This window comes from Streptomyces akebiae (assembly GCF_019599145.1).
Classification (GTDB): domain Bacteria; phylum Actinomycetota; class Actinomycetes; order Streptomycetales; family Streptomycetaceae; genus Streptomyces; species Streptomyces akebiae.
Map to the genome: position 1 here is coordinate 1,567,365 of NZ_CP080647.1, position 21,203 is coordinate 1,588,567.

At 70.9% G+C, this 21,203-nt stretch carries 17 protein-coding genes; 6 read left to right on the forward strand and 11 right to left on the reverse strand.

The window, feature by feature from the left end; translation table 11 throughout:
- The first annotated feature begins 157 nt into the window (after positions 1 to 157).
- Entirely contained in the window at positions 158 to 919 is a 762-nt protein-coding gene (locus K1J60_RS06905; protein ID WP_220645395.1) for an SDR family oxidoreductase, read from the forward strand.
- Positions 920 to 966: 47 nt separating this feature from the next.
- Positions 967 to 1,977, forward strand: a complete 1,011-nt coding sequence (locus K1J60_RS06910; RefSeq protein ID WP_220645396.1) for a Gfo/Idh/MocA family protein — start codon at positions 967 to 969, stop codon at positions 1,975 to 1,977.
- A 161-nt stretch (positions 1,978 to 2,138) separates the two neighbouring features.
- On the opposite strand, the gene K1J60_RS06915 is transcribed toward K1J60_RS06910, so the two are convergent.
- Positions 2,139 to 3,152 carry a LacI family DNA-binding transcriptional regulator gene (locus tag K1J60_RS06915; protein WP_220645397.1) on the reverse strand — a complete coding sequence of 338 codons (1,014 nt, stop codon included), beginning with the start codon at positions 3,150 to 3,152 and terminating at the stop codon, positions 2,139 to 2,141.
- 301 nt (positions 3,153 to 3,453) lie between these two features.
- Between K1J60_RS06915 and K1J60_RS06920 the strand changes: the two genes are divergently transcribed.
- On the forward strand, positions 3,454 to 4,419 hold the full coding sequence (locus K1J60_RS06920; RefSeq protein ID WP_220645398.1) for a glycoside hydrolase family 6 protein: 966 nt from the start codon (positions 3,454 to 3,456) through the stop codon (positions 4,417 to 4,419).
- 78 nt (positions 4,420 to 4,497) lie between these two features.
- Here the strand turns inward: K1J60_RS06920 and K1J60_RS06925 are convergent, their stop codons facing one another.
- The 7 genes from K1J60_RS06925 to K1J60_RS06955 all read right to left on the reverse strand — a co-directional run bounded on the left by K1J60_RS06925 (position 4,498) and on the right by K1J60_RS06955 (position 12,484).
- Entirely contained in the window at positions 4,498 to 4,773 is a 276-nt protein-coding gene (locus tag K1J60_RS06925; RefSeq protein WP_220645399.1) for a hypothetical protein, read from the reverse strand.
- Positions 4,770 to 5,588, reverse strand: a complete 819-nt coding sequence (locus tag K1J60_RS06930; protein WP_220645400.1) for a phytanoyl-CoA dioxygenase family protein — start codon at positions 5,586 to 5,588, stop codon at positions 4,770 to 4,772. The genes K1J60_RS06925 and K1J60_RS06930 overlap by 4 nt, the downstream gene beginning before the upstream one ends.
- A gap of 121 nt (positions 5,589 to 5,709) precedes the next feature.
- Complete coding sequence (locus K1J60_RS06935) at positions 5,710 to 5,922, reverse strand: DUF397 domain-containing protein (RefSeq protein ID WP_220645401.1); 213 nt, start codon at positions 5,920 to 5,922, stop codon at positions 5,710 to 5,712.
- Positions 5,919 to 6,809, reverse strand: coding sequence for a helix-turn-helix domain-containing protein (locus tag K1J60_RS06940; RefSeq protein WP_220645402.1), 891 nt, complete (start codon positions 6,807 to 6,809; stop codon positions 5,919 to 5,921). The genes K1J60_RS06935 and K1J60_RS06940 overlap by 4 nt, the downstream gene beginning before the upstream one ends.
- Positions 6,810 to 6,981: 172 nt before the next feature.
- Entirely contained in the window at positions 6,982 to 7,863 is an 882-nt protein-coding gene (locus tag K1J60_RS06945; protein WP_220645403.1) for a C40 family peptidase, read from the reverse strand.
- A gap of 194 nt (positions 7,864 to 8,057) precedes the next feature.
- Entirely contained in the window at positions 8,058 to 11,840 is a 3,783-nt protein-coding gene (locus tag K1J60_RS06950; RefSeq protein WP_259407594.1) for an nSTAND1 domain-containing NTPase, read from the reverse strand.
- Between the two features lie 275 nt (positions 11,841 to 12,115).
- A complete protein-coding gene (locus K1J60_RS06955; RefSeq protein ID WP_220645405.1) occupies positions 12,116 to 12,484 on the reverse strand; it encodes a hypothetical protein in 369 nt (122 codons plus the stop codon).
- A 376-nt stretch (positions 12,485 to 12,860) separates the two neighbouring features.
- Between K1J60_RS06955 and K1J60_RS06960 the strand changes: the two genes are divergently transcribed.
- The gene (locus K1J60_RS06960; protein ID WP_220645406.1) at positions 12,861 to 14,231 is read left to right on the forward strand and encodes a glycoside hydrolase family 43 protein; all 1,371 of its coding nucleotides are present in this window, start codon (positions 12,861 to 12,863) and stop codon (positions 14,229 to 14,231) included.
- 227 nt (positions 14,232 to 14,458) lie between these two features.
- Here the strand turns inward: K1J60_RS06960 and fusA are convergent, their stop codons facing one another.
- Together fusA and K1J60_RS06970 are read right to left on the reverse strand one after the other, a co-directional pair.
- On the reverse strand, positions 14,459 to 16,537 hold the full coding sequence (gene fusA / locus K1J60_RS06965; protein WP_220645407.1) for an elongation factor G: 2,079 nt from the start codon (positions 16,535 to 16,537) through the stop codon (positions 14,459 to 14,461).
- A 379-nt stretch (positions 16,538 to 16,916) separates the two neighbouring features.
- Positions 16,917 to 17,657 carry a YhjD/YihY/BrkB family envelope integrity protein gene (locus K1J60_RS06970; protein WP_220645408.1) on the reverse strand — a complete coding sequence of 247 codons (741 nt, stop codon included), beginning with the start codon at positions 17,655 to 17,657 and terminating at the stop codon, positions 16,917 to 16,919.
- A 707-nt stretch (positions 17,658 to 18,364) separates the two neighbouring features.
- On the opposite strand from K1J60_RS06970, the gene K1J60_RS06975 reads away from it, so the two are divergent.
- Complete coding sequence (locus K1J60_RS06975; RefSeq protein WP_259407595.1) at positions 18,365 to 19,021, forward strand: hypothetical protein; 657 nt, start codon at positions 18,365 to 18,367, stop codon at positions 19,019 to 19,021.
- Positions 19,022 to 19,539: 518 nt separating this feature from the next.
- On the opposite strand, the gene K1J60_RS06980 is transcribed toward K1J60_RS06975, so the two are convergent.
- Positions 19,540 to 20,847 (reverse strand): hypothetical protein, encoded by a 1,308-nt coding sequence (locus K1J60_RS06980; RefSeq protein WP_220645410.1) that lies wholly within the window; start codon positions 20,845 to 20,847, stop codon positions 19,540 to 19,542.
- Positions 20,848 to 21,004: 157 nt separating this feature from the next.
- On the opposite strand from K1J60_RS06980, the gene K1J60_RS47090 reads away from it, so the two are divergent.
- Positions 21,005 to 21,178, forward strand: a complete 174-nt coding sequence (locus K1J60_RS47090; RefSeq protein WP_398683137.1) for a hypothetical protein — start codon at positions 21,005 to 21,007, stop codon at positions 21,176 to 21,178.
- Positions 21,179 to 21,203 lie beyond the last annotated feature (25 nt).

Below are 21,203 nucleotides of genomic sequence, written 5' to 3' on the forward strand. Positions count from 1 at the left end.
GGATGATGGGTTTTTGATGGTCCGCTGCGGGTTGTACGAGGGGGGCCGCGCCCCAAGACTGACAGAGGCGGCGGCGCTGTGGAAACCATGAAAGGCCCTACGACCAGACCGCCACAGGCCCCGGCACGACCCGCCGGTGCCGATCGAAAGGAAGACCATGGCCCTACTGGAGGACAAAGTCGTCCTCGTCAACGGCGGCAGCCAGGGCGTCGGCGCGGGCGTCGTCCGGGCGGCCCTGCGCGAGGGCGCGACCGTCGCCTTCACCGGCCGCCGAGCCGAGGTCGGCGAGCGGCTCGCGGCGGACACCGGCGCGACGTTCGTCCAAGCGGACCTGACGGATCCGGCGCAGGTGCGCGGCGCCGTGGAGCAGGTGATCGCCGCACACGGCCGGGTCGACAGCCTCGTCAACGCGGCCGGCCTGACCTCACGCGGCTCGCTCCTCGACACCTCTCCCGAACTGTTCGACGCTCACATCGCGATCAACCTGCGTGCCCCCTTCTTCGCCATGCAGGCCGTGGTCGAGCACCTGGTGGCCCGCACGGCGCCCGGCACGATCGTCAACATCGGCTCGAACTGCGCGCACGGCGGCCCGCCGCACCTGGCCCCGTACTCCGCCGCGAAGGCCGGCCTCGCGGGACTCACCCGCAACGCCGCCCACGCCCACCGCTGGGACCGCGTCCGGATCAACGACCTCAACATCGGCTGGACGGAGACCGAGGGCGAGGACGCGATCCAGCGCGAGTTCCACGACGCGGACGACGACTGGCGGGAACGGGCCGCCGCGGGCCTCCCGATGGGCAAGCTCGGCCAGGTCGACGAGATCGCCGACTTCGTGGTCTTCCTCCTGTCCGACCGCAGCGGCGTGGTCACCGGTTCGGTGATCGACTGGGACCAGAACGTCGTCGGCGCCTCGGACTGACCTGCTTCCAACCTGTTTCATCTGCACTTTCGAAAGGGACACTCGTCATGCGCATTGGCATCCTGGGGCTGGGCCGCATCGGCGCCTTCCACGCCGGGACTCTCGCCGGACTGGACGTCGTGGAGGAGCTGGTGGTCTCCGACCCGGTGGCCGCCGCGGCGCAGGCGGCCGGCGAGAAGTTCGGTGCCACCGTGGCCGACTCGCCCGAGGCGGTGTTCGCCTCCGGGATCGACGGTGTCGTGATCACCGCCGCCACCGACGCGCACCCGGGGCTGATCCTGGCCGCCGTCGAGGCGGGCGTCCCGGTGTTCTGCGAGAAGCCGGTGGCGAAGACGGTCGAGGAGAGCCTCACCGTGCTGCAGGCCGTGCGCGAGAGCGGCATCGAGGCCCAGATCGGCTTCAACCGCCGCTTCGACGCGGGCTGCGTGGCCGCCCGCGAGGCCGTCCTCAGCGGTGAGCTGGGCGCGCTGCACACCGTGCGGTCGACCACCCTCGACCCCGCCCCGCCGCCGGCGGCCTACGTCGCGGTGTCGGGCGGCATCTTCCGGGACTGCGCGGTGCACGACTTCGACGTGGTGCGCTGGGTGACGGGCCGCGAGGTCGTCGAGGTGTACGCGACGGGCGGCAACAAGGGTGCGGACTACATCAAGGAGGCGGGTGACGTCGACACGGCGTCCGCGCTCCTCACCTTCGACGACGGCACCATCGGTGTCATCTCCAACACCCGTCACAACGCCCGGGGTTACGACGTCCGTCTGGAGGTCCACGGCATGCAGGACAGCATCGCCGCCGGCCTCGACACCCAGCTCCCGCTGCGCTCCGCCGAGCCGGGCGTCACCTTCCCGTCCGGCGTCCCGCACACCTTCTTCATGGACCGCTTCGCCCCCGCCTACCGCGCCGAACTCACCGCGTTCACCGAGGTCGTCGCCGGCACCCGCACCTCCCCCTGCACGGTCGCCGACGCCCTGGAGGCCAGCTGGATCGCCGAGGCGGCGACCCTGTCGGTGGCGGAGCACCGGCCGGTGCGGCTGGAGGAACTCCGCAAGGAAGCCCCCTGACCGACCTGGGCCACGACAGAGGCGGGGCGCCGCGTCTACCGAGCGGCGCCCCGCCGTTCGTCCCGGCCGAGCGGCGCCCCATCGGGACGAACGACCTCACCGCCCGGCGACACGGTCCCGGCCTCGCCCCGGCGAGCGCCCCCTGATGGGCCGTCGGGCAGTCAGGCGCTGGCGCGGACGACCAGGCGGGTGGGCAGGATCAGCGGCGTGGGATCCCCGCCGTTGACGAGCGCGACGAGCATGCGGGCCATTTCGCGGCCCAGGGCCGTTATCGGCTGGTGGACGGTGGTGAGGGGCGGCTCGGCGATCCGGGCCACGGCCAGGTCGTCGAACCCGACCACGGCGACGTCGTCGGGGACCGGCCGCCCCGCCTCCCGCAGGGTCCGCAGCGCCCCCGCCCCCATGTTGTCGTTGGCGGCGAACACCGCGTCGACCTCCGGGCGTTCCGCGAGCAGCTCGGCCATGACGGCGGCCCCGCCGGGCTCCGTGAAGTCGCCCTCGTGCGGCGGGAACGGCTCGTGGCCGGCGGCCAGCATGGCGTCCCGGTAGCCGCGGTACCGCGCGCGGCCCACTTCGGTGTCCAGCGGCCCGCAGATCGCGGCCACCCTGGTCCGGCCCAGGGAGAGCAGGTACTCGGTGGCCTCGCGCGCTCCCCCGGTGTTGTCGACGTCCACGTACCAGCGCGGGGCCGAACCGACGGGGCGGCCGCCGAACACCACCGGCATCTCCGCCTCCTCGGCCGTCCGCGTCAGCGGATCGTTCTCGCGCAGCGCCATCAGCATGACGCCGTCGGCGCCCTTGCCGCGCAGCAGTTCCTCCACCCGTCTGCGGCCCCGGTCGGTCGCGGCCAGGCACAGCATCAGATGCAGGTCGGCCTCCTCCAGAGCGGCCGACGCCCCCACGATCACCTGGGCGAAGAACGGATCCGCGAAGATCGACGGGTCCTCTCCCGAGACGACCAGCGCGGCCGCTCCCGTCTGCCGCGTGGCCAGCGCGCGGGCGGTCGGATTGGGCACGTAGCCGAGCTGCCGGACGGCCCGCTCGACGGCCTCGCGCTTCCCCCGGCTGACGTGCGGCGCGTTGTTGAGGACACGGGAGGCCACGGAGCGGGAGACGCCCGCGAGTTGGGCCACGGCGTCGAGCGTGGGCTGCCGACGCGGCGGATCGCCCGTCATGACCATGTGTCTCCCCCCTGGCCGAAAACTGGGAGCGCTTCCGGTCACAGGGACCGTAGAGCCTCGAAGTCGCCCTGTACAGAGGGAGATTCACACCTCGACTCTTGACAGCTCTACCGGTCAGCCACACGATACCGACCACACCCCCTAGGTTCTCAGCATCACAGGCAGCACTGGAAGCGCTTCCAATGGGAGCGCTCCCACCTCTCTGGGCACGTCGAACCACCGCACTTCCTCAGCGCGTCGCACGCTCGGGACGAGAACGTGCGACGCATCCCTGCCAGGAATCCGAGGTGATGTCATGCGCCGCAGGCTCCGCGCCCTGATGGCAGCGCTCTGCTCTCTGCCGCTCGCGCTCGCCGCCGCCCCGTCCGCCCATGCCGCCGACCCGACGACCATGACCAGCGGGTTCTACGTGGACCCCGACTCCAGCGCGAAGCGGTGGGTGGCCGCCAACCCCGGTGACGGCCGGGCGTCCGCGATCAACGCCTCCATCGCCAACACCCCGACGGCCCGCTGGTTCGGCTCCTGGAGCGGGGCCATAGGCACCGCCACGAGCGCCTACGCGGGCGCCGCGGACAGCCGCGACAAGCTGCCCCTGCTCGTCGCGTACAACATCTACAACCGCGACTACTGCGGCGGGCACTCCGCGGGCGGGGCCTCCTCGCCGTCGGCCTACGCGAGCTGGATCGCCCAGTTCGCGGGCGGGATCGGCAACCGCCCGGCCCTGGTGATCCTGGAACCGGACTCCCTCGGGGACTACGGCTGCATGAACCAGGCGCAGATCGCCGAGCGTCAGGCCATGCTCGGCGGCGCCCTCTCCCAGTTCAACCGCCAGGCCCCCAACACCTGGGTCTACATGGACGCCGGCAACCCCGCCTGGACGGACGCGGCGACCATGGCCCGGCGCCTGCACGAGGCCGGCGTCCGGCAGGCCCACGGCTTCTCGCTCAACGTCTCCAACTACCTCACCACCGCCGAGAACACCGCCTACGGCAACGCGGTCAACAGTCAACTCAGCGCCCGCTACGGCTACACCAAGCCCTTCGTCGTGGACACCAGCCGCAACGGCAACGGCTCCAACGGCCAGTGGTGCAACCCCTCGGGCCGCCGCATCGGTCCCGCCACCCAGATCGGCGGCGGCGCCGAGATGCTGTTGTGGATCAAGGTTCCGGGCGAGTCGGACGGCAACTGCGGTGTGGGATCCGGCTCCTCGGCCGGTCAGTTCCTGCCCGAGGTCGCCTACAAGATGATCTACGGCTACTGAACCACGGCCACCGACCCACTGATCCAGGACTCCCGTGGCCCGGTTCGCTCGCTCCGCGACCGGGCCACGGTCTCGGGATCAGCCCGGAGAGGTCTCCTCCAGCTTCTCGAAGAAGAACTCGTGCTTCAGGAAGGAGACGTCGTACTCGTGGCCGGACCGGGGCGGCAGCAGCTGCGACGCCTGGAGGAGGCGCCACCCGTCGAGCAGCGCGTCGAGCCCCGTCGGGTAGGGCGGCTCGTCGCTGTCTCCCGCCGTCGGACGGGTCCGGCCGGTCCCGTCGTACCGGGACCAGCCCACGACCGGGGAGTCGAGCGCCGAGGTCGACAGATACAGGACCAGGACCTGTTGCCTCATGCGTGACTCCTCAGGGCGGGCCGGTTGCTGACGCGTGTGACCCAGTACTCGACGTCGAACGACTCGTCACCGGTCAGGGCCCGCCACAGCAGGACCCGGTTGTAGATCTCCAGTCGGCCGGTGGCCTGCTCGTACCACGGGAAGTGGGTGTCCAGCTCCGCCGTGACGGCCGGGTCGTGCAGGTCGGTGGTGTCCCAGAGGCGCACCTGCGGCACGGTCGGGTTGAGGCGCAGTTTGTACATGAAGCGGCGGCGCGCGGTGTCGTTGCGGCGGCCGCCGTGCCAGATGCCGTGGTGCACGAGGACGACCGTGCCGGCCGGGCAGGTCAGCCGGGTCTGCCCCCGCAGGTTCTGGACGCGGCCGATGTCCGTCTCGTTGATCCGGCGCAGATGGCTGCCGGGCACGCTGAGGGTGCCGCCCATCTCGGCGGTCACCTCGTGCGGGTAGTACATGAGCTGGATGTCGAAGGCGTCCGGCCGTACGTCGATGATCGCGTCCGCGTGAAGGTCCTGCGCGTGACCCTCGTGGGGCTCGCGGACGTGCACGGCGTGGTGGTCGACGGTCGGTTCGGGTCCGACCAGACTCTCCACGGCACCGGCGACGACCGGCAGTTCGAGCAGCGCGTGGACGAAGGTGTCGGGCGGGAAGGCCGCGCTCAGCGGGGTGCCGTACGGCACTCCCGGCAGGCCCTCGGCCAGCGCGGTGACGGCCCGTTCGTTGATGTTCTGCGGCACCACCCCGTCCAGGCGCAGGAATCCCTGCGCGACGAAGCGGGCCACCTGAACCGAGGTCAGGAGGTGCTTGCTGGTTGGCATACGACGAACGTACGGACCCCACCCCGCCCTGTAGTGGGCTGAAATCTTCCTGTGGTGGTCCATTTCCGTGACCGGTGCGGCCGGTGGGCGCTCCCCAGCGGGAGGCGCCCACCGCCGTGGTCTACGCGGTGAGGCCCGCCTGCCGGCGCCCCTCGTGTCCCACGAACCCCACGAACCGCGACCACTCCTCACGTCCGACCGCGAAGTGAGGAAGCGCCAGGTCCTTGGAGTCCCGTACGCACACGGCCTGCCGGGTGACGGCGACTTCGACGCAGTCGTCACCCTGACTGCCGCTGTAGCTTGACTTGAACCACGCCAGTTCCGTCGTGCTCATAGGTCCAGATCCCCTCGGAGTCGCTCCAGCAGCGCCCGCGAATCCCTGGCATTCAGGGCCTGCGAGCGCAGTGTGTCATAGCGCTGGTGGAGCAGGCTCACCTCTTTCGAGTCGGAGATCAGACGGCCGTTCTGCTGGCCTTCTGAGTACGCGAGCCGCTGCCCCTGCGGCGTCTCCAGCAGTCGCACCGGCCCGTCCAGACACGCGTGCAACCCGGCCTCCAACGGCACGATCTGGAGCGTCACATTGCGCGGCGCGCTCAGCTCCAGCACGTGGTCGAACAGCCCTCGCATCCGCGCGTCGTCCCCGAACCGCCGCCGGAACACATGCTCCTCGACGATGAAGCTGAACGGTGTCGTCGGCCGCTCGAACAGCATCCGCTGACGCTCCATCCGGCGGTCCATGAAGCTGTCCAGCTGGTCGTCCGGGGTCACCGGGACGGTCCCCTCGAAGACCGCCCGCGCGTAGTCCCGCGACTGCAACAGGCCCGGGACCAGCCTGCATTCGTATGTGCACAGACTCACCGCGACCCGCTCCAGCCGGGCCCACTGGCGGAACCAGGCCGCGAGGCCCACGTCTCCCCGCCCTCGCGTCACATACTGCGACGACTTGCGCAACGCCCCGGTGTCCCCCAGCAGTTCGTCGGCCCGCTCCACGTAGTTCGCGTCCGGCATCCGGCGCCCCTGCTCCACCGATTCCACCGTGTGCCGGGAGAAGCGGACGAGATCCGCGAACTCGGCCCGGCTGTACCCGGCGTGCTCGCGGAGCGCCTGTGTCACGGCGCCCCACGTCCGCAGACTGTCCGAGGGGTCGGGTTCGCGGTCCACCACCGTCCCCTCGTCGGCCAGTACCTCGTCGTAGTCGTTGCCCATGCCGCCGCCCGTCATCCGCGGCCACCTCCGGTCTTCGTGCGCTGTGGCCCCCATGCCCCGACGGCACCCAGCGTGACGGGAAGGTGTGCGTACTGTCCACAGAATGTGCCCGTACGCTGACGCAGCGTACGGGCCGGGCGACGCCTGTGCCGGTGGCCGCCCCCCGACGGTCACCGGCATGAGGCTGTCAGGAGATGGGCGGCACGTCCTTGCAGTCGGGTACGCCCGCCAGCCAGGCCGGGCCCTTGATGTAGATGTTGGTGACCCAGGCCCTGTAGTCCGGCAGGTAGGACCAGACGTCGTTCTCGTAGCCCTCCGCCTTCACCAGCTCCGCGTGCTTCTGGCAGTACACACGGATGGTGGTCGAGTACGGGAAGGCGTAGACGCGGCGGGCGCCGATGCTGGGCAGGGCCTTGGTCCAGACGCCGGTGCCCCAGGTCTGGTGGATGTGGCCGGTGGGCTCACCGGTGTTGACGCGGACGGCGCCGAAGTAGGTGCTGCCCAGGCGGACGTCGCTCACCATCAGCTTGGTGCCGGACTGCCTGGCCTCGACCATCTTGCCGGCCCCGAGGTAGATGGCGATGTGCTGCATGTCCGTCGAGTCCTTGCCGTAGGCGAGGAGATCGCCGGGCAGCAGCGGGGCGAGGCCCTGGGCGGCGGTGAAGCGGGCGGCGGCGCGGTGCGTGTAGAACTGCTGGCTGGCGACGCCGTTGAGGATGTCCGTGCCGCCGGTGGCCTGGGCGTACGCGTACCGGACGAGGCCGGAGCAGTCGAACCCGCGCCGCTCGGGGTCGTGTTCGCTGGCCGGGTCGGTCGGGTCGACCTGCCCGTACGTGGCGCCGGGCTGGGCGCCGTGGCCGCCGCCCCAGGTGTACCAGGTGCCGGCGGCGACCTCGGCGCAGGCGGCGGCGATCGCCCGCTCGGCCGCGGCGGAGGCGCCGGACGCGAGGGGGCGGCAGTCGCCGGCGGCGGGAGCGGCCGGTGCCGCCGAGGCCGTGGACACCGGCGCCCAGAAGAGCAGGGCCATGAGGGCGATCAGTGTGCGGATGACATTGGTCCGGCTCACCATGCCGGAACCCCCGTTTCCTGTTGGTCTGGTTGGTCTCGATGAATCGGTGGTGGTCGGGCAGCAGCCTGGCCGACCACCACCCCGCTCGTCGAGATCCAGGTGTAGCCCCGTCCCACCGGGCAACGGGAAACACTTGGGAAACCCCCTCCGAGCAGGGCGGTTGCCGAGCGGAAGGGATCGGCCCCGTGTCTCGCTCAGCGACGCCCGCACGCTGACGGGTCGGCCGGGACGGGAACCCCGGGCAGCAGTGCCGCGCGCTCCTCGGGGCCTATGCCGGCGCGCAACCGGCAGATGTCCGCCAGCCGGGCGCCGGGGTCGAGGTCCCACAGCCGTACGGTGCCGTCGGTGCTGCTGCTGGCCACGGTCCGCCCGTCGGGGGCGAAGTCCACGCCCCACACCGCGTTCGTATGACCGGTGAGCGTCGCCCACGACCGCCGCCCGGCTACGTCCCACAGGCGTACCGTACGGTCGTTGCCGCTGCTGACGAGGGTGCGACCGTCCGGGCTGAAGTCCACACCGCGTACCGCGCCCGAGTGGCCGCTCAGGGCGGTCTCGAAACGGCGGTCGTGGACATCCCACAGGCGTACGGTCCCGTCGTTGCCGCTGCTGGCGAGGGTGCGGCCGTCCGGGCTGAAGGCCACGCCCCGCACGGCGCCCGAGTGGCCGGTCAGCGCGGCGAGTTCGCGGCGTCCGGAGACGTCCCACAGCCGCACGGTCAGATCGTCGCCGGCGCCGGCGAGGGTGCGGCCGTCGGGGCTGAACGCGACATCGTTGACGAAGTCCTTGTGACCAGCGAGAACGGCGAACTGTCGGCGCTTCGCCACGTCCCACAGGCGCACCGTGTGGTCGGCGCCCGCCGACGCGAGGGTCCGCCCATCGGGTGAGAAGGAGACGGAGAAGACCTGCCCTCTGTGTCCGGTCAGCTTCTTCAGCGCCTCGTGCTCCGCGACGTCCCACAGCCGGACCGTGCCGTCGGAGCCGGCCGACGCGAGGGTCCGGCCGTCGGGCGAGAAGGCCACCGAGAACACGGTCTCGGTGTGCCCTTCCAGCGCCGTCACGAGGGCGTGCGTCCGCGCGTCCCACAGCCGTACGGTGTGGTCGGCGTCGGCGGTGGCCAGCAGTTTCCCGTCAGGGCTGTAGGCGGTCTGCCAGACCTCCGTGAACGGACGCGACGTCAGGACCGCCCCGCTCAGGTCCCACAGGACGGCGGACTGGTCGAACCCGGCCGTGGCCAGCAGGGCGCCGTCGGAGGTGACGGCCACCCCGAGGACGTAGTCGGTGTGACCGGCGAGGACCAGGGTCTGCCGGCCGCTGCGCACGTCCCACAGCCGGGTCGTCCCGTCACCGACCGCGCCGACGACCGTCTCTCCGTCCGGGGTGAAGGCGACGTCGTTGATGTCGTCGCTGCTTCCCGCGAACGTGTCGGTCAGCCGTCTGTCGTCGAGGTCCCACAGCCGTACCGTCCGGTCGACGCCGGCGGAGGCCACCGTGCTCCCGTCGGGCGAGAAGGCGACGCCCAGCACCTCGTCGGAATGCCCCTTGAGGGCGTCGACGGACCGGGCCCGGTCGGTGTCCCAGAGCCGTACGGCCCGGTCGCCGCCGGCGGAGACGAGCGTCCGCCCGTCGGGGGCGTAGGCCAGCGCGTTGATGTCGCCCCTGTGTCCGGGGAGGGCCGCGGAGAGCCGGGGGGTGGGCCCGGTGTCCCACAGGTGAACGGTCCCGTCGGCGGCGGCGACGGCGAGTCTCCTGCCACGCGGGTCGAAGGCGACAGCCCGCGCGCCCTCGGTGGCGTCGGAGAGCACCGCCGTCCGCTGATGCCCGGCGGCGCTCCACAGGGTCACGGGCCCGTCGGTGGACGTGACCGCGAGCGTACGGCCGTCGGCGCTGAAGGCCACCGAGCGCACGCGCCCCGGCACCGTGAACCGGGCGAGGACGCGGCGGCCGTCGGCCGTGCTGCGCAGGACGACCGTGCCGTCGGAACTGGCCGTCGCGAGGCTGCGGTCGTCGGGTGCGAAGGCGACCGCGTTGACCGGGCCGCGGTGCCCGTCGAGGCGGGCGGAGAAGGGCTGCGACTGGGTGCTGAGCAGGGCACCGCGGGCCTCGGCGGTGGGCGCGGTCCGGTAGGCCTCCTCCGCGAGGAGCATCGACGCCTCCGGGCGGCCTCCGGCGAGGGACACGGAGCGGGCGGCGAGGGCCTGGGAGCGGGCGACCCGCTCCTGGTCGAGGGCGCCCTCGCGCTGCTGGTAGGCGAGCCCTCCGGCGGTGACGGCCAGGCCCAGCAGTACGGCGAGTGTGGCGAGCATGGACTGTCTCAGCCGTACCTGTCGTCTGGCCTGTCTGCGGCGCCCGTCCTCCTCGGCCTGACTGGCCCTCAGGAACGCCTCCTCGTCGGGCCCGAGTCTGCTCCAGCCGTCCGATTCGTCGGCCCACGCCCGCACGGTGTCGAGACGGGTGCCCCGGTAGAGGGCGGACGGGTCGCGCCGCTCGCGCTCCCATTCACCGGCCGCGTGCGAGAGCTGCTGGTGGAGCAGGAGGCCCGCCCGGTCGGCGTGGATCCAGCCGCGGAGCCGGGGCCAGGCGTGCAGCAGCGCCTCGTGGGTGATCTCGACGGTGTCGCTGTCCATGGTGATGAGCCGGGCCCGGACGAAGGCGTCGAGCGCGGCGGCGGCCCCGTCCGCGTCGCCGAGCCGTGCCATCAGGGCGTCCCGGCTCATCCGGCGGCGGGTCGCCCCGGCCCCGTCCATGACGAGCACCAGCCGGGACAGGATGCGTCGGATCGTCTTCTGCTCGGCGGGGTACAGCCGCGCGAACACGTTCTCCGCGGTGCGGGCGACCGCCCCCTGGATGCCGCCGGCCCGTTCGTACCCGTCGACGGTCAGCGCGGAGTCCCGCCGGCGCTGCCAGGTGGCGAGCAGTGCGTGGGAGACCAGCGGGAGCGCGCCGGAGGGTGTCTCGTCGGAGCCGACCGCGGAACCCCCGGGGCCCGTGTCCGGGTCGTCGCGGAGTCCCGCGTCCCGTAACAGCAGCGGGACCAGGCCGGGTTCGAGGGTGAGCCCCGCGAGCTCCGCCGGGCGGGTGATGGACTCCCGTAGTTCCGCCACGGTCATCGGGGACAGGACGAACAGTCCGTCGGTGAGGACGGGGGCCAGCTCGGGCAGGCCCAGACAGCTGCCGGTGAAGTCGGCGCGGACACCGAGCACCACGACGGCGGGCGGGTGCGGACTCCGCGTAGGCCGGGAGGTGGCGAGGGCGCACAGCACGCGGACGAAGGAGCGGCGTTCGCCCTCGTCCGCGCAGAGCGTGAACAGTTCCTCGAACTGGTCGACGATCAGGACCGGTCGGGCCGGTGGGGGCCGTCGCTCGCCGGGGAGCGGTGGCGAGGCGTCCGACCTGGCCCTCACGGCGCCGAACAGGGCGTCCGGGTCGTCCCGTACCTCGGCGGCGGTGACCCCGAGGTCGCTGCCCAGCACCTTCGCGGTGCGTTCCAGCAGCTCGTCCAGGGGGCGCGCGGTGGGGGTGAGCTGGACCACCGGCCAGCGGTCGGCGCCCGGCATGGGGAGGTCGCCGCGTCTGAGTGCCGGGACGAGACCGGCGTTGAGCAGTGACGACTTGCCCGCGCCGGACGGGGCGGCGAGCAACAGCGGCCCGCTGCCGACCCGTTCGAAGATCCGCTCCACCAGTGCGGCCGTGGCCTGCTCGCGGCCGAAGAACCACTCCCCGTCCTCAGGGGTGAACGCCGACAGGCCGCGGTAGGGGCAGGTCTCGGCGGACTGCCGCTCGGCGGGGTCGGCGTCGGGTCCCGGGTCGCCGTCACGCGGCGGGGCCTGCCGCACCAGCCGCAGCAACTCCCCGTCGGCGCGCAGCACTTGGTCGCACAGCCGGGCGACATCGACGGTCGGCCGCTTGGCGCCGGTCTCGATCTTGCTGAGGTAGCCCTTGCTGTAATGGGTCCGGCGGGCGAGATCGGTGAGCGACATTCCGCGTTCCTGCCGGAGCCGCCGCAGTTGGGCCGGGAAGGGCGGCGTGGTCAGCGCGTCCCCGTCCCGTCCGTGGCGAGGGTCTGCTTGCTGTCCGTGCTGCGGGTCCCCCAAGGTGTCCCCCAAGGCAGTGCGGCCGTGAGACGGCGGATGCCCAGGTTACTGCCGGGTCGGCGGGGGCGGCCAAGTCTTTCACCCGTAGTGGCGAAATCACCGACGTCCGGAACCGCGGGCAGCCGGTTCCGGACGTCGTCTGGCGGACGCTCTGCGGGGCGCTACGGACGGAGGACGATCGAGTTGATGGGCGTGAGGTTGCGGTAGAAGGCGTGCCCCGCCGGGATGGTCTCGATGCAGTCCCCGCCGTTGTACTGCTTGCACAGGTCCGCGAGGGCGCCGCCGTACTGGTTGTTGTAGACCCAGTGGTACCCGACCTGGTTGCTCAGGTTGTGGGCCTGGTAGCTGTAGTACACGTTGGTCGGGTGCGGGTTGTCGCGCGGTTCGACGCCCTGGCCATAGATGCAGACCGCGCCGTACGGGCAGCCGTCCCAGGTGTCCGCCGGCTTGGCCTCGGCCGTGCCGCTGAGCGCCACCACCACGGCCGCCGAGGTCAGGAACGCGGCGGCGCCGCGGATCATGTTGCGCATGTTTCCCCCTTGCTGATTGTCACTCTTGCCGGGTCTCACTGGCCGTTGACTCCGAAGCCAGGATCGCCGTCCCTCGTTCCGGGATCGACGGGTTTCCTGTTGCCCGCCGGGGGCGCGAGCGGGAAACACGGTGCGACCAGGGGTGTTTCGGGACGGAAGGCAACCCCCGGGGTCGTCCGCGGGAGCGCGGGCGAGGCACAGCAACGTCACAGAGGCCTCCAAGCGGAATCACCCTTCGCAGAAACCCCTGCGCAACCCATTGACGTGCACATACCCCCCTCCTATCTTCTGACCGAAGTTCCGCACGATGTGCGACATACCGAACAAAACAATATCCTCACGCCTCAGGGCAGTTCACGCAGAAATGGGACGAGCGTTGAACAGAACCCTCAGGGCGGTCCTCGCCCTCCTCACCTCGGTGGCCGCCCTCCTGGGGCTCACCACCGCCTTCGCCGGCGCGGCCGGAGCCGCCCACCCGCCGGCGGGACAGGCGACGCGGTACACCATGACCGCGTTCACCAACAGCAGCGAGTCGAACATGTACGTCTACGACTCACCCGACGCGACGGGGTTCACCCTCCGCAAGGGCCCGGCGTACACCCCGCCCTCCGGCCTGATCCGTGACCCCAGCATCTTCAAGCACACGGACGGCTACTACTACCTGACCTACACCACCCGCACCTGGTCGGCGCTCTCCACCACCATCGGCTTCGCCCGCTCCACCGACCGCCTCAACTGGACCTTCCTCTACGACTACACGGTCCCGATCAGCGGTCTGCAGCGCGCCTGGGCGCCGGAGTGGTTCGTCGACAGCAACGGCAGCGTCAACATCATCCTGTCCGCGTCGATCGCGGCCGACGGAGAGTGGATCTTCAAGCCGTACAAGCTGACGGCGACGAACTCCTCCCTCACCGCCTGGTCCGCCCCGACCGTGCTCTCCGGCATCGGCCCCAACTACATCGACACCTTCGTCGTCAAGATCGGCTCCACCTACCACGCGTTCACCAAGAACGAGACGACGAAGTACATCGAGTACGCCACCGCCTCCAGCCTCACCGGCCCGTACACCATCCGGAAGACCGGCAACTGGGCGGGCTTCGGCTCCGGCATGGAGGGCCCGGCGCTGGTCCAGCTCGACAACGGCGGCTGGCGCATCTACTACGACGCCTACGGCGCCGGGCAGTACTGGTACAGCGACAGCTACGACAACTTCGCCACCTGGTCGACCCCGACGCAGCTCCCGGGCCTCACCGGCTTCGTACGCCATCTGACGGTCCTCAAGGAGACCGTCTCCGGCGGCGTCACGCTCCCCACCAACACCACCCGCTCCCTCCAGTCCGTCAACTACACGGGCCGCTACACCGTGGCCCGCTCCGACAACCTCGGCTACGTGGACCCGGTGACGTCCTCCAGCACCACCGCCGTCAAGCAGAGCGCGACCTTCACCGTCGTGCCCGGCCTCGCGGACGCCAACTGCTACTCCTTCCGCAACTCCGCCGGCCGCTATCTGCGGCACTGGGACTACCGGATCCGCTTCGACACGGACGACGGCACGACCGTCTTCGACAAGGACGCGACGTACTGCGCCCGTCCGGGCACGACCTCCGGCTCGGTCCGCCTGGAGTCCTACAACTACCCGGGCCGCTACATCCGCCACTACAACTACGAGCTGCGCCTGGACATCTACCAGGCCACGGACACCTTCCGCGCCGACAGCTCCTTCACGGCCGTGAGCCCCTGGGCCTAGCGACGAAAGAACCCCGCGCCCCGTCAGGGGCGCGGGGAACTGAGCCCCATCAGGGGCGCGGGGAACTGCGCGAGAACCCCCACGATCCCGCACCCGAACAACGCACCGAAGGCGGGGTCGAAGGGGCGGCAGCCCCTGGAGGACGGGACGGGTAGGGGCGGCGGGGGCGAAAAACCCCACGCGCACCCCCACCCGGCCCCCCACCCGCCGACGGCAGCGGCCCTACCTCACCGCTCACTCACCACCGCACCCGGCGCCCGCACATACCCGGCCGGCCGCGCCGTGAACGTCCCCCGCCCCTGCGTACGGCTGCGCAACCGCGTCGCATACCCGAACAGTTCGCCCAACGGCACGGTCGCGGTGACGACCACCGACCCGCCCCGGGCCACGGAGTCCGACACCCGCCCCCGCCGCGCGGCGAGATCCCCGAGCACCCCACCCACGGCATCCGCGGGCACGGTGACCGTGACATCGGCGACGGGCTCCAGGACCCCCATCACCCCGACGCGCATGGCCTCCCGCAGCGCGAACCGCCCCGCCGTGCGGAACGCCATCTCCGAGGAGTCCTTGGAGTGGGTCGCCCCGTCGACCAGGGTGACACTCACCCCGGTCACCGGATGCCCACCGAGCGGCCCCTCGGCGAGCGCGTCACGACAGCCCGCCTCGACCGCGCGGACGTACTCCTGGGGCACCCGGCCGCCGACGACGGCCGAACGGAACACGAAGCCGGTGGCGGCAGCGTCGCCCTCCGCCTCCAGAGGTGCCACGTCCAGCACGACATGGGCGAACTGCCCCGCCCCGCCGTCCTGTTTGACGTGCCGGAAGACCAGCCCGGTCACCCCCTGGACGACGGTCTCGCGATAGGCCACACGAGGCCGGCCGACGGCGACGTCGAGCCCATGGCTCTGCCGGACCTTCTCCACGGCGACCTCCAGATGCAGTTCGCCCATGCCGGACAGAAGGGTCTGCCCGGTCTCGGGGTCGGTCCGTACGACCAGCGAGGGGTCCTCCTCGGCGAGCCGTGCGAGGGCCGTGGCGAGCCGGTCGGTGTCGGTGCTCCGCCGTGCCTCGACGGCCACCGACACCACCGGGTCGGCGACGGAGGGCGGTTCGAGGAGCAGCGGCGCCGCCGGGTCGCACAGCGTCGTACCCGCGCGGGCGGACTTCAGCCCGACCACCGCGACGATGTCCCCGGCCACGGCCCGCTCCAGTTCGGCGTGCCGGTCGGCCTGGACCCGCAGGATCCGGCCGATCCGCTCGGTGCGGCGTGTCCCCGCGTCCAGCACGGTGTCCCCCTTCCGGATCGTCCCCGAGTACAGCCTCACGTACGTCAACCTCCCCGTGGCCGTGGCGCTCACCTTGAACGCCAGGGCCGCGACCGGGGCCTGCGCCTCGGTCGCCCGCTCCTGCTCCGTCCCGTCGTGCGTGCCGCGTACGGGCGGCACGTCCAGGGGCGACGGCAGATACGCCACCACCGCGTCGAGCAGCGGTTCGATGCCACGGTTGCGGTAGGCGGAGCCGCAGAGCACGACCACTCCCTCGCCCGTGCGGGTGAGGTCGCGCAGTGCGGCGGCCAGCGTCCGCGCGGAGAGCGCGCCCTGCGCGCAGAACTCCTCCAGCGCCGCCGGATGCAGTTCCGCCACCGCCTCCTCCAGGCGCCGCCGACGCCGCTCGGCCTCGTCCCTCAGGTCGTCCGGGACCGGCCCCTCCGCGACCGTGTCGGAACCGTCCGCCCACACCAGCGCCCGCATGCGCGGCAGATCCACCACACCGACGAAGCCGTCCTCCGTACCGATCGGCCACTGCACCACCAGCGGCGCCGGATGGAGCCGCTGCCGGATCGACTCGACCGCCGTGTCCAGGTCGGCGCCCGCGCGGTCCAGCTTGTTGACGAAAGCGATACGCGGTACGCCGTGCCGGTCGGCCTGGCGCCACACCGACTCGCTCTGCGGCTCGACGCCCGCGACCGCGTCGAACACGGCGATCGCGCCGTCGAGCACCCTGAGCGAGCGCTCCACCTCGTCGGCGAAGTCGACGTGGCCGGGGGTGTCGATCAGGTTGATCCGATGTCCGTCCCAGGCACAGCTCACGGCCGCCGCGAAGATGGTGATGCCGCGATCGCGCTCCTGTGGGTCGAAGTCGGTGACGGTGGTGCCGTCGTGGACCTCTCCGCGCTTGTGCGTGGTCCCGGTGGCGTACAGGAACCGCTCGGTGACGGTGGTCTTGCCGGCGTCGACATGGGCGAGGATGCCCAGGTTGCGGACGGCGTGCAGAGGGTTGGCGATGGTGTCGACGTTGCTGCGCATGGCCCGTGGCCTTTCAGCTGAGCTGTTTCGGGGCAGCGCGATTCCCGTGCGGGCACGACGGACGGCGAAGGCACGCGGGAGGCACGGAGCTGTCGCTCCGGCACACGCGTGGCTTCGGGATCAGGCGTTCGTCACGGGCATCCGGTACCGGCCGCGCAGCGGGCACCGGACGGACGAGGACACGAGGATCACCTCGTACCGGGAACGGGGAACGACGACAGCGGTGCGGTCACACACGGCCGGGCTCCCCTCGATCGGTCTGCGTCCACTCGTCAGGACGCGCGCGCCGCGGTGTCGTGCGGCGCGCGATGTGTGGCGATTCTAGGGAAGCGGACGCAGACGGGGCACCGCATTTTTTTCAGCGGACCGCGGCAGCGCCTCAGTGCTTCCGGGAGCGGCCGTGGGGATGCGGAAGGTGATGCGGTTCGTGGAGGTACCAGTAGCGACCGACGAGGGCGCCGCCGAAGACGACGAAGCCGACCCCGATGAGCCAGGACGTCACGATCAGGACGGTGCCGACCGACCCGTACGAGGCCGCGTTGCTCACGATGAGCGGGGAGAACACCAGGTAGGAGAACAGGCGCAGGCCGCCCAGGCCCACCACCGTGGCGACGGCGCCCGGCAGGAGCGCCCGCCAGGAGATCCGGCCGCCGAGCAGGAAACGCTGTCCCCACCAGAAGAAGAGCACGCCGAGCAGCGCGGACAGCACGAGCCGGGCCCATGAACGCAGGGTTCCCGACCCCAGGAGCGCGGCGCTCTGCGCTTCGGCGAAGAGGTAGGCCGTCAGAGCGACCAGCCACACCGCGCGTCGCCATACGGTGTGCCAGCGCCCGGCCGGCAGGTCCCAGACCTTCTCGTAACCGGTCTGGACGCTGCCCGCGAAGGTCACGCCGAAGACCGCGAGCAGCACCACGCTCAGGACACTGAGCGTGCTCAGGACCTTGCGGGGTGCGGAGAAGAGGTCCTGCACGGCGTCGGCGGAACGCCCGGACAGGCCCATGCCGTCGACGATCCACAGGGCGAAGCCCCGTTCCTGGATGGGGGCGGCCGCCGCGACCACGATCAGCAGCGGGGCGAACGTCACCAGTCCCAGCGCCGCGAAGCCCATGGCCCGGTGCATCAGCTCCACTTCCCTGCCGCGCTGCCATACGCGCGTGGCCCTGATGTGGAGGAAGCGGCGCAGTTTCGTCGAGCGATGCCCGCGGCTGCCGGGGCGGCTCCTCTTCCCGCGTCTGCGGGGCCGGCCGTCCCCCAGGGGAACCGGAGCGTCGGACGACCCCGAGGAAGGCGGAACACCCGGTGAACCGGATGGCTCGGATGGCTCGGGCTGGCCCGGCGGTCCGACGGGTTTCATGGGTTCCGCCAGGGCTCTACAGGTCCGACGGTCCGGCGGGGCGGACGAGCCGGACGGCGCTGCCGCCCCACCCCTGGCCGAGCGGGCAGCGACGAACCCGCGGCGGCGGTGGCACCACCCCATGGCACATGCGTGGTCACCTCGTCCTGTTCCTCCGCACCGGCATGGAGGGTCGTCCCCGCACCAGGCCCGCCCGTACGTCACGGGTGGCTGCTTCCAGCGTGCCCCACCGACCCCGGATGTGCGACCGGCTGAGCGGCCCCGCCACCCGGCGGAAGGGGCACGACGCCTCGGACCCCTGCGCCTCCCCGTCGATTCCGCCCGGCATCCGCAACCGTGGTGCAAAATGGCGCGTCTTCGACCCTGTTGGCCGTGCGTGCGGCCCTGCGAAGCGGATAAAGGGGGAACCTACGGTGAATCGAACCGAGAGATGGGCGAGACGGGGAACGCAGCTGATTGCCACCCTCGCCCTGGTGTCGGCCGCGGTGGGATGCAAGGACACGGCGAGCGGCGGGGAGAGCTCGGCATCGAAGTCCCCGAAGCCTGCCGCTTCCTCGAAGAAACCCGACAGCGGCTCGGTCAAGGACGACGGAAAAGAATCGGCCAAGGAGTCGCCGGACTCTTCGAAGAAGCCGGGCGGCAAGGGCTCAGCGGGTGCGCTGACCTGCGATCAGCTGCGCAACGCCGAGCTGCAGAACTCCTCCATGCGGCTGCCCGACGCCCCCGAGGGGACCGTCGTCGCCTTCACAGACGGACGATGGGAAGGCGACGGTGTGGTGATCGAGCTGCAGCCGCAGTGCGGAATCGGGGACATGACAGGTGACCCGGCGGCGGACGCCGTGGCCGCCATCAAGGTCACCACAGGGGGCACGGGCAAGTTCTACGGCCTCGTCACCTGGCGCAACGACGCCGGGACGCCGGTACCGGCCGCCGCTGTCTCGCTCGGCGACCGTACGCCGGTGGTCTCGATCGACATCTCGGCGCCCGAGAGGCAGGCGACGGTCGTCTACCTCACCCGCGGCGACTCGGAACCGACGGCCGTGGTGACACTCCGGCGAACCGCCGTCTACCGGGTGACGGAGCCCGCCATGGTCGAACTCCACCACAGCGACGCCCCGTACACGCCGTGAGGCCGGTGGGGTGAGTCCGGAGAGATGGGGTGAGTCCAGAGAGATCGGCGGGGCCGGCTCGACGTTTTCCGGGACGGACCGAGCGGGCCCCGGCGGCAGCGAAGAACCCCACCGACCGGAACCGGTCGATGGGGTCGATGTCGATCTCTGTGGTATGTGGTGGGACGTTCACGAGATCCCTTGACCAGGCACAAGAGAGCCAATTGATGTTGAGGTTCCCGCGAGCCGCAAGATCATCCCCCGAGAATATGCACACGCAATTTTTTTGATGGGATGCGCTTGTGCCCCTGAGGTGGCTCGTCCGCCCAGCTTCCGTGCAGGCACTCTCTGCGTCTCGCAGGTCGCAGGCAGCATGAGCTGGAGAGTCCCATGCCCGATTGCACCTTGGACCAAGCTAGGCCGGTCGCAACGGCCAGCATCACCCTCAGTTACGCCGACCGCGTGGCCGTAGGCCATCATCGCGTTCGAGGTCGGGCAACCCCGCACCCGGCACCATGTGAGTGCGAGCGCGTCTACACCTACGCGGACAGCGCAGGGAACACGACCACCGAGCCGTCCTTACTGCGGGCAATCTCAATCGCCACGTCTGTCGTGCGGCTATTGACCGTGACGCCGTCGCCCAGCTTGCGAATCCGGTTTGCCGCGCGCATCAGGCGATCGACTTCACCGGTCGTGAAGACGGGCCGCAGACCTTGCGGACCTGCCAGCTCCAGCGCCGACAAGCGTTCCAGGACACCGGCAATGCTCGACTCCAGTTCGTCGAGGCGCTGCTGGTCGCGCTTGAGCTCGCGGGTAAAGTTCTCGAACAAGTTGTCAGGGTTGTCCTGGGCATGCTCGACAGCCTGCAGGACGACGACCCGCCGCTTCAGCGCAATGGCCAGGGCAGCGAGTTCGAGGTGGGCACGGAACATGCCGCCATACTCGTCGACGCCGGGGAACGACTTGGCCAGCGTGCTGATCTCTACGGACTTGCCCTCGGGCAGCTTGTCGAGTGCGCTCTGCCACCGGGCGAGGCGGCGGTCAGCGGCGCCCAGCGCCGTGTTGATGGCGTGCACTGCCGAGTCCAGTCCCAGGGAGACTCCGAGCTTGCCCTGGTCGAGCAGAATGGCGGTGGCTTTGTCGATGGCATCGCGGCAGCCGTCGAGTTCGCTGTGCTCCTCTTCGAGCTTCTGTTCGTGCAGCTGCTCCAGCAGTTCTGTGATGTGCTCGATAGCCTGCTGGCGCTTGTAGTCGGCATGCGCGCTCACGCCCACCGCTACGGCCATGAGCACGAGCGGCGCGGCCACGGTGAGCGCCGCGCTGCCGGCGGCCGCGACACCGGCTGTCGCACCGGCTCCGCCGACCGCGCCTGCTGCCGCCGCTTTACCGACTGGCACGAACGTCGCATTGGCGGCGATGCCCGTCGAGTTCATGAGTGCACTGTGGATGCCACCGGCCGCCGCCTTCGACGCCATCGGGCGAACGATGCCCTGACCAAACTGGGCGGCGACCTTCGCCGGAACCACCATGCGATAGAGGTTTTCGCCGGCAGCAGTCGCCCTGGCCGCTGTAAGGGAAGTTCGGGTCGTTTGCGTGATGAACTGTGACAGGTGCTGCGCCAGGGGACTCGCGGCATCGAGCGGGATACCTCGGCTGCGGTCGAGCTTGTCGGGCAGCGGATGCACCTCAAGTGTGGCGATCGGCGCGGCGGCCAGGGCGGCCAGCACCCCGCGCAGTTCAGCCAGGCGCTCAGCCGTCATCGGCTCGTTTCCGGCTATTGCCGGCACCCGGACGTCACCGGTCGCCAGCGTCCACACCGGAACGGCTGCCTTGCGATCGTCCGTCATCGTCTCCCCCTTGTGTTCCAAAAACAGCGGCTGCCGCCCGACATGAACGGCATGAACCTCGTTTATGCAGCTACGGGCTCTGTCTCCCCGTGAACTGACGATCTCACAACGTAGGGGCGGCGCCCACACATGCAACGGTGGCCGGGACCGGCGGATCGTGGTGCGGGCCAGCGAGACCGATTTGTGGGAGGACCAGATCACGTCGGTCGAGTTCGGCCGACGCATCCGCAAGCCGGAGCTGATCGACAGGGCAGACGAGGTGCTGAGCGCGGGCGGCGTCCTGCGGGGGCGTTCGAAGGTGGCGGTCTCGCGTCGAGTGATCTCGTCCTGACAGAGGACTTGAAAGAAGTCGAGAT

Excerpts from the sequence above, each read along its gene's own strand:
- K1J60_RS06905 (WP_220645395.1), top strand. The coding sequence starts at position 158 with ATGGCCCTACTGGAGGACAAAGTCGTCCTCGTCAACGGCGGCAGCCAG.
- K1J60_RS06910 (WP_220645396.1), top strand. The coding sequence starts at position 967 with ATGCGCATTGGCATCCTGGGGCTGGGCCGCATCGGCGCCTTCCACGCC.
- K1J60_RS06915 (WP_220645397.1), bottom strand. The coding sequence starts at position 3,152 with ATGACGGGCGATCCGCCGCGTCGGCAGCCCACGCTCGACGCCGTGGCC.
- K1J60_RS06920 (WP_220645398.1), top strand. The coding sequence starts at position 3,454 with ATGCGCCGCAGGCTCCGCGCCCTGATGGCAGCGCTCTGCTCTCTGCCG.
- K1J60_RS06925 (WP_220645399.1), bottom strand. The coding sequence starts at position 4,773 with ATGAGGCAACAGGTCCTGGTCCTGTATCTGTCGACCTCGGCGCTCGAC.
- K1J60_RS06930 (WP_220645400.1), bottom strand. The coding sequence starts at position 5,588 with ATGCCAACCAGCAAGCACCTCCTGACCTCGGTTCAGGTGGCCCGCTTC.
- K1J60_RS06935 (WP_220645401.1), bottom strand. The coding sequence starts at position 5,922 with ATGAGCACGACGGAACTGGCGTGGTTCAAGTCAAGCTACAGCGGCAGT.
- K1J60_RS06940 (WP_220645402.1), bottom strand. The coding sequence starts at position 6,809 with ATGACGGGCGGCGGCATGGGCAACGACTACGACGAGGTACTGGCCGAC.
- K1J60_RS06945 (WP_220645403.1), bottom strand. The coding sequence starts at position 7,863 with ATGGTGAGCCGGACCAATGTCATCCGCACACTGATCGCCCTCATGGCC.
- K1J60_RS06950 (WP_259407594.1), bottom strand. The coding sequence starts at position 11,840 with ATGTCGCTCACCGATCTCGCCCGCCGGACCCATTACAGCAAGGGCTAC.
- K1J60_RS06955 (WP_220645405.1), bottom strand. The coding sequence starts at position 12,484 with ATGCGCAACATGATCCGCGGCGCCGCCGCGTTCCTGACCTCGGCGGCC.
- fusA (WP_220645407.1), bottom strand. The coding sequence starts at position 16,537 with ATGCGCAGCAACGTCGACACCATCGCCAACCCTCTGCACGCCGTCCGC.
- K1J60_RS06970 (WP_220645408.1), bottom strand. The coding sequence starts at position 17,657 with ATGCACCGGGCCATGGGCTTCGCGGCGCTGGGACTGGTGACGTTCGCC.
- K1J60_RS06980 (WP_220645410.1), bottom strand. The coding sequence starts at position 20,847 with ATGACGGACGATCGCAAGGCAGCCGTTCCGGTGTGGACGCTGGCGACC.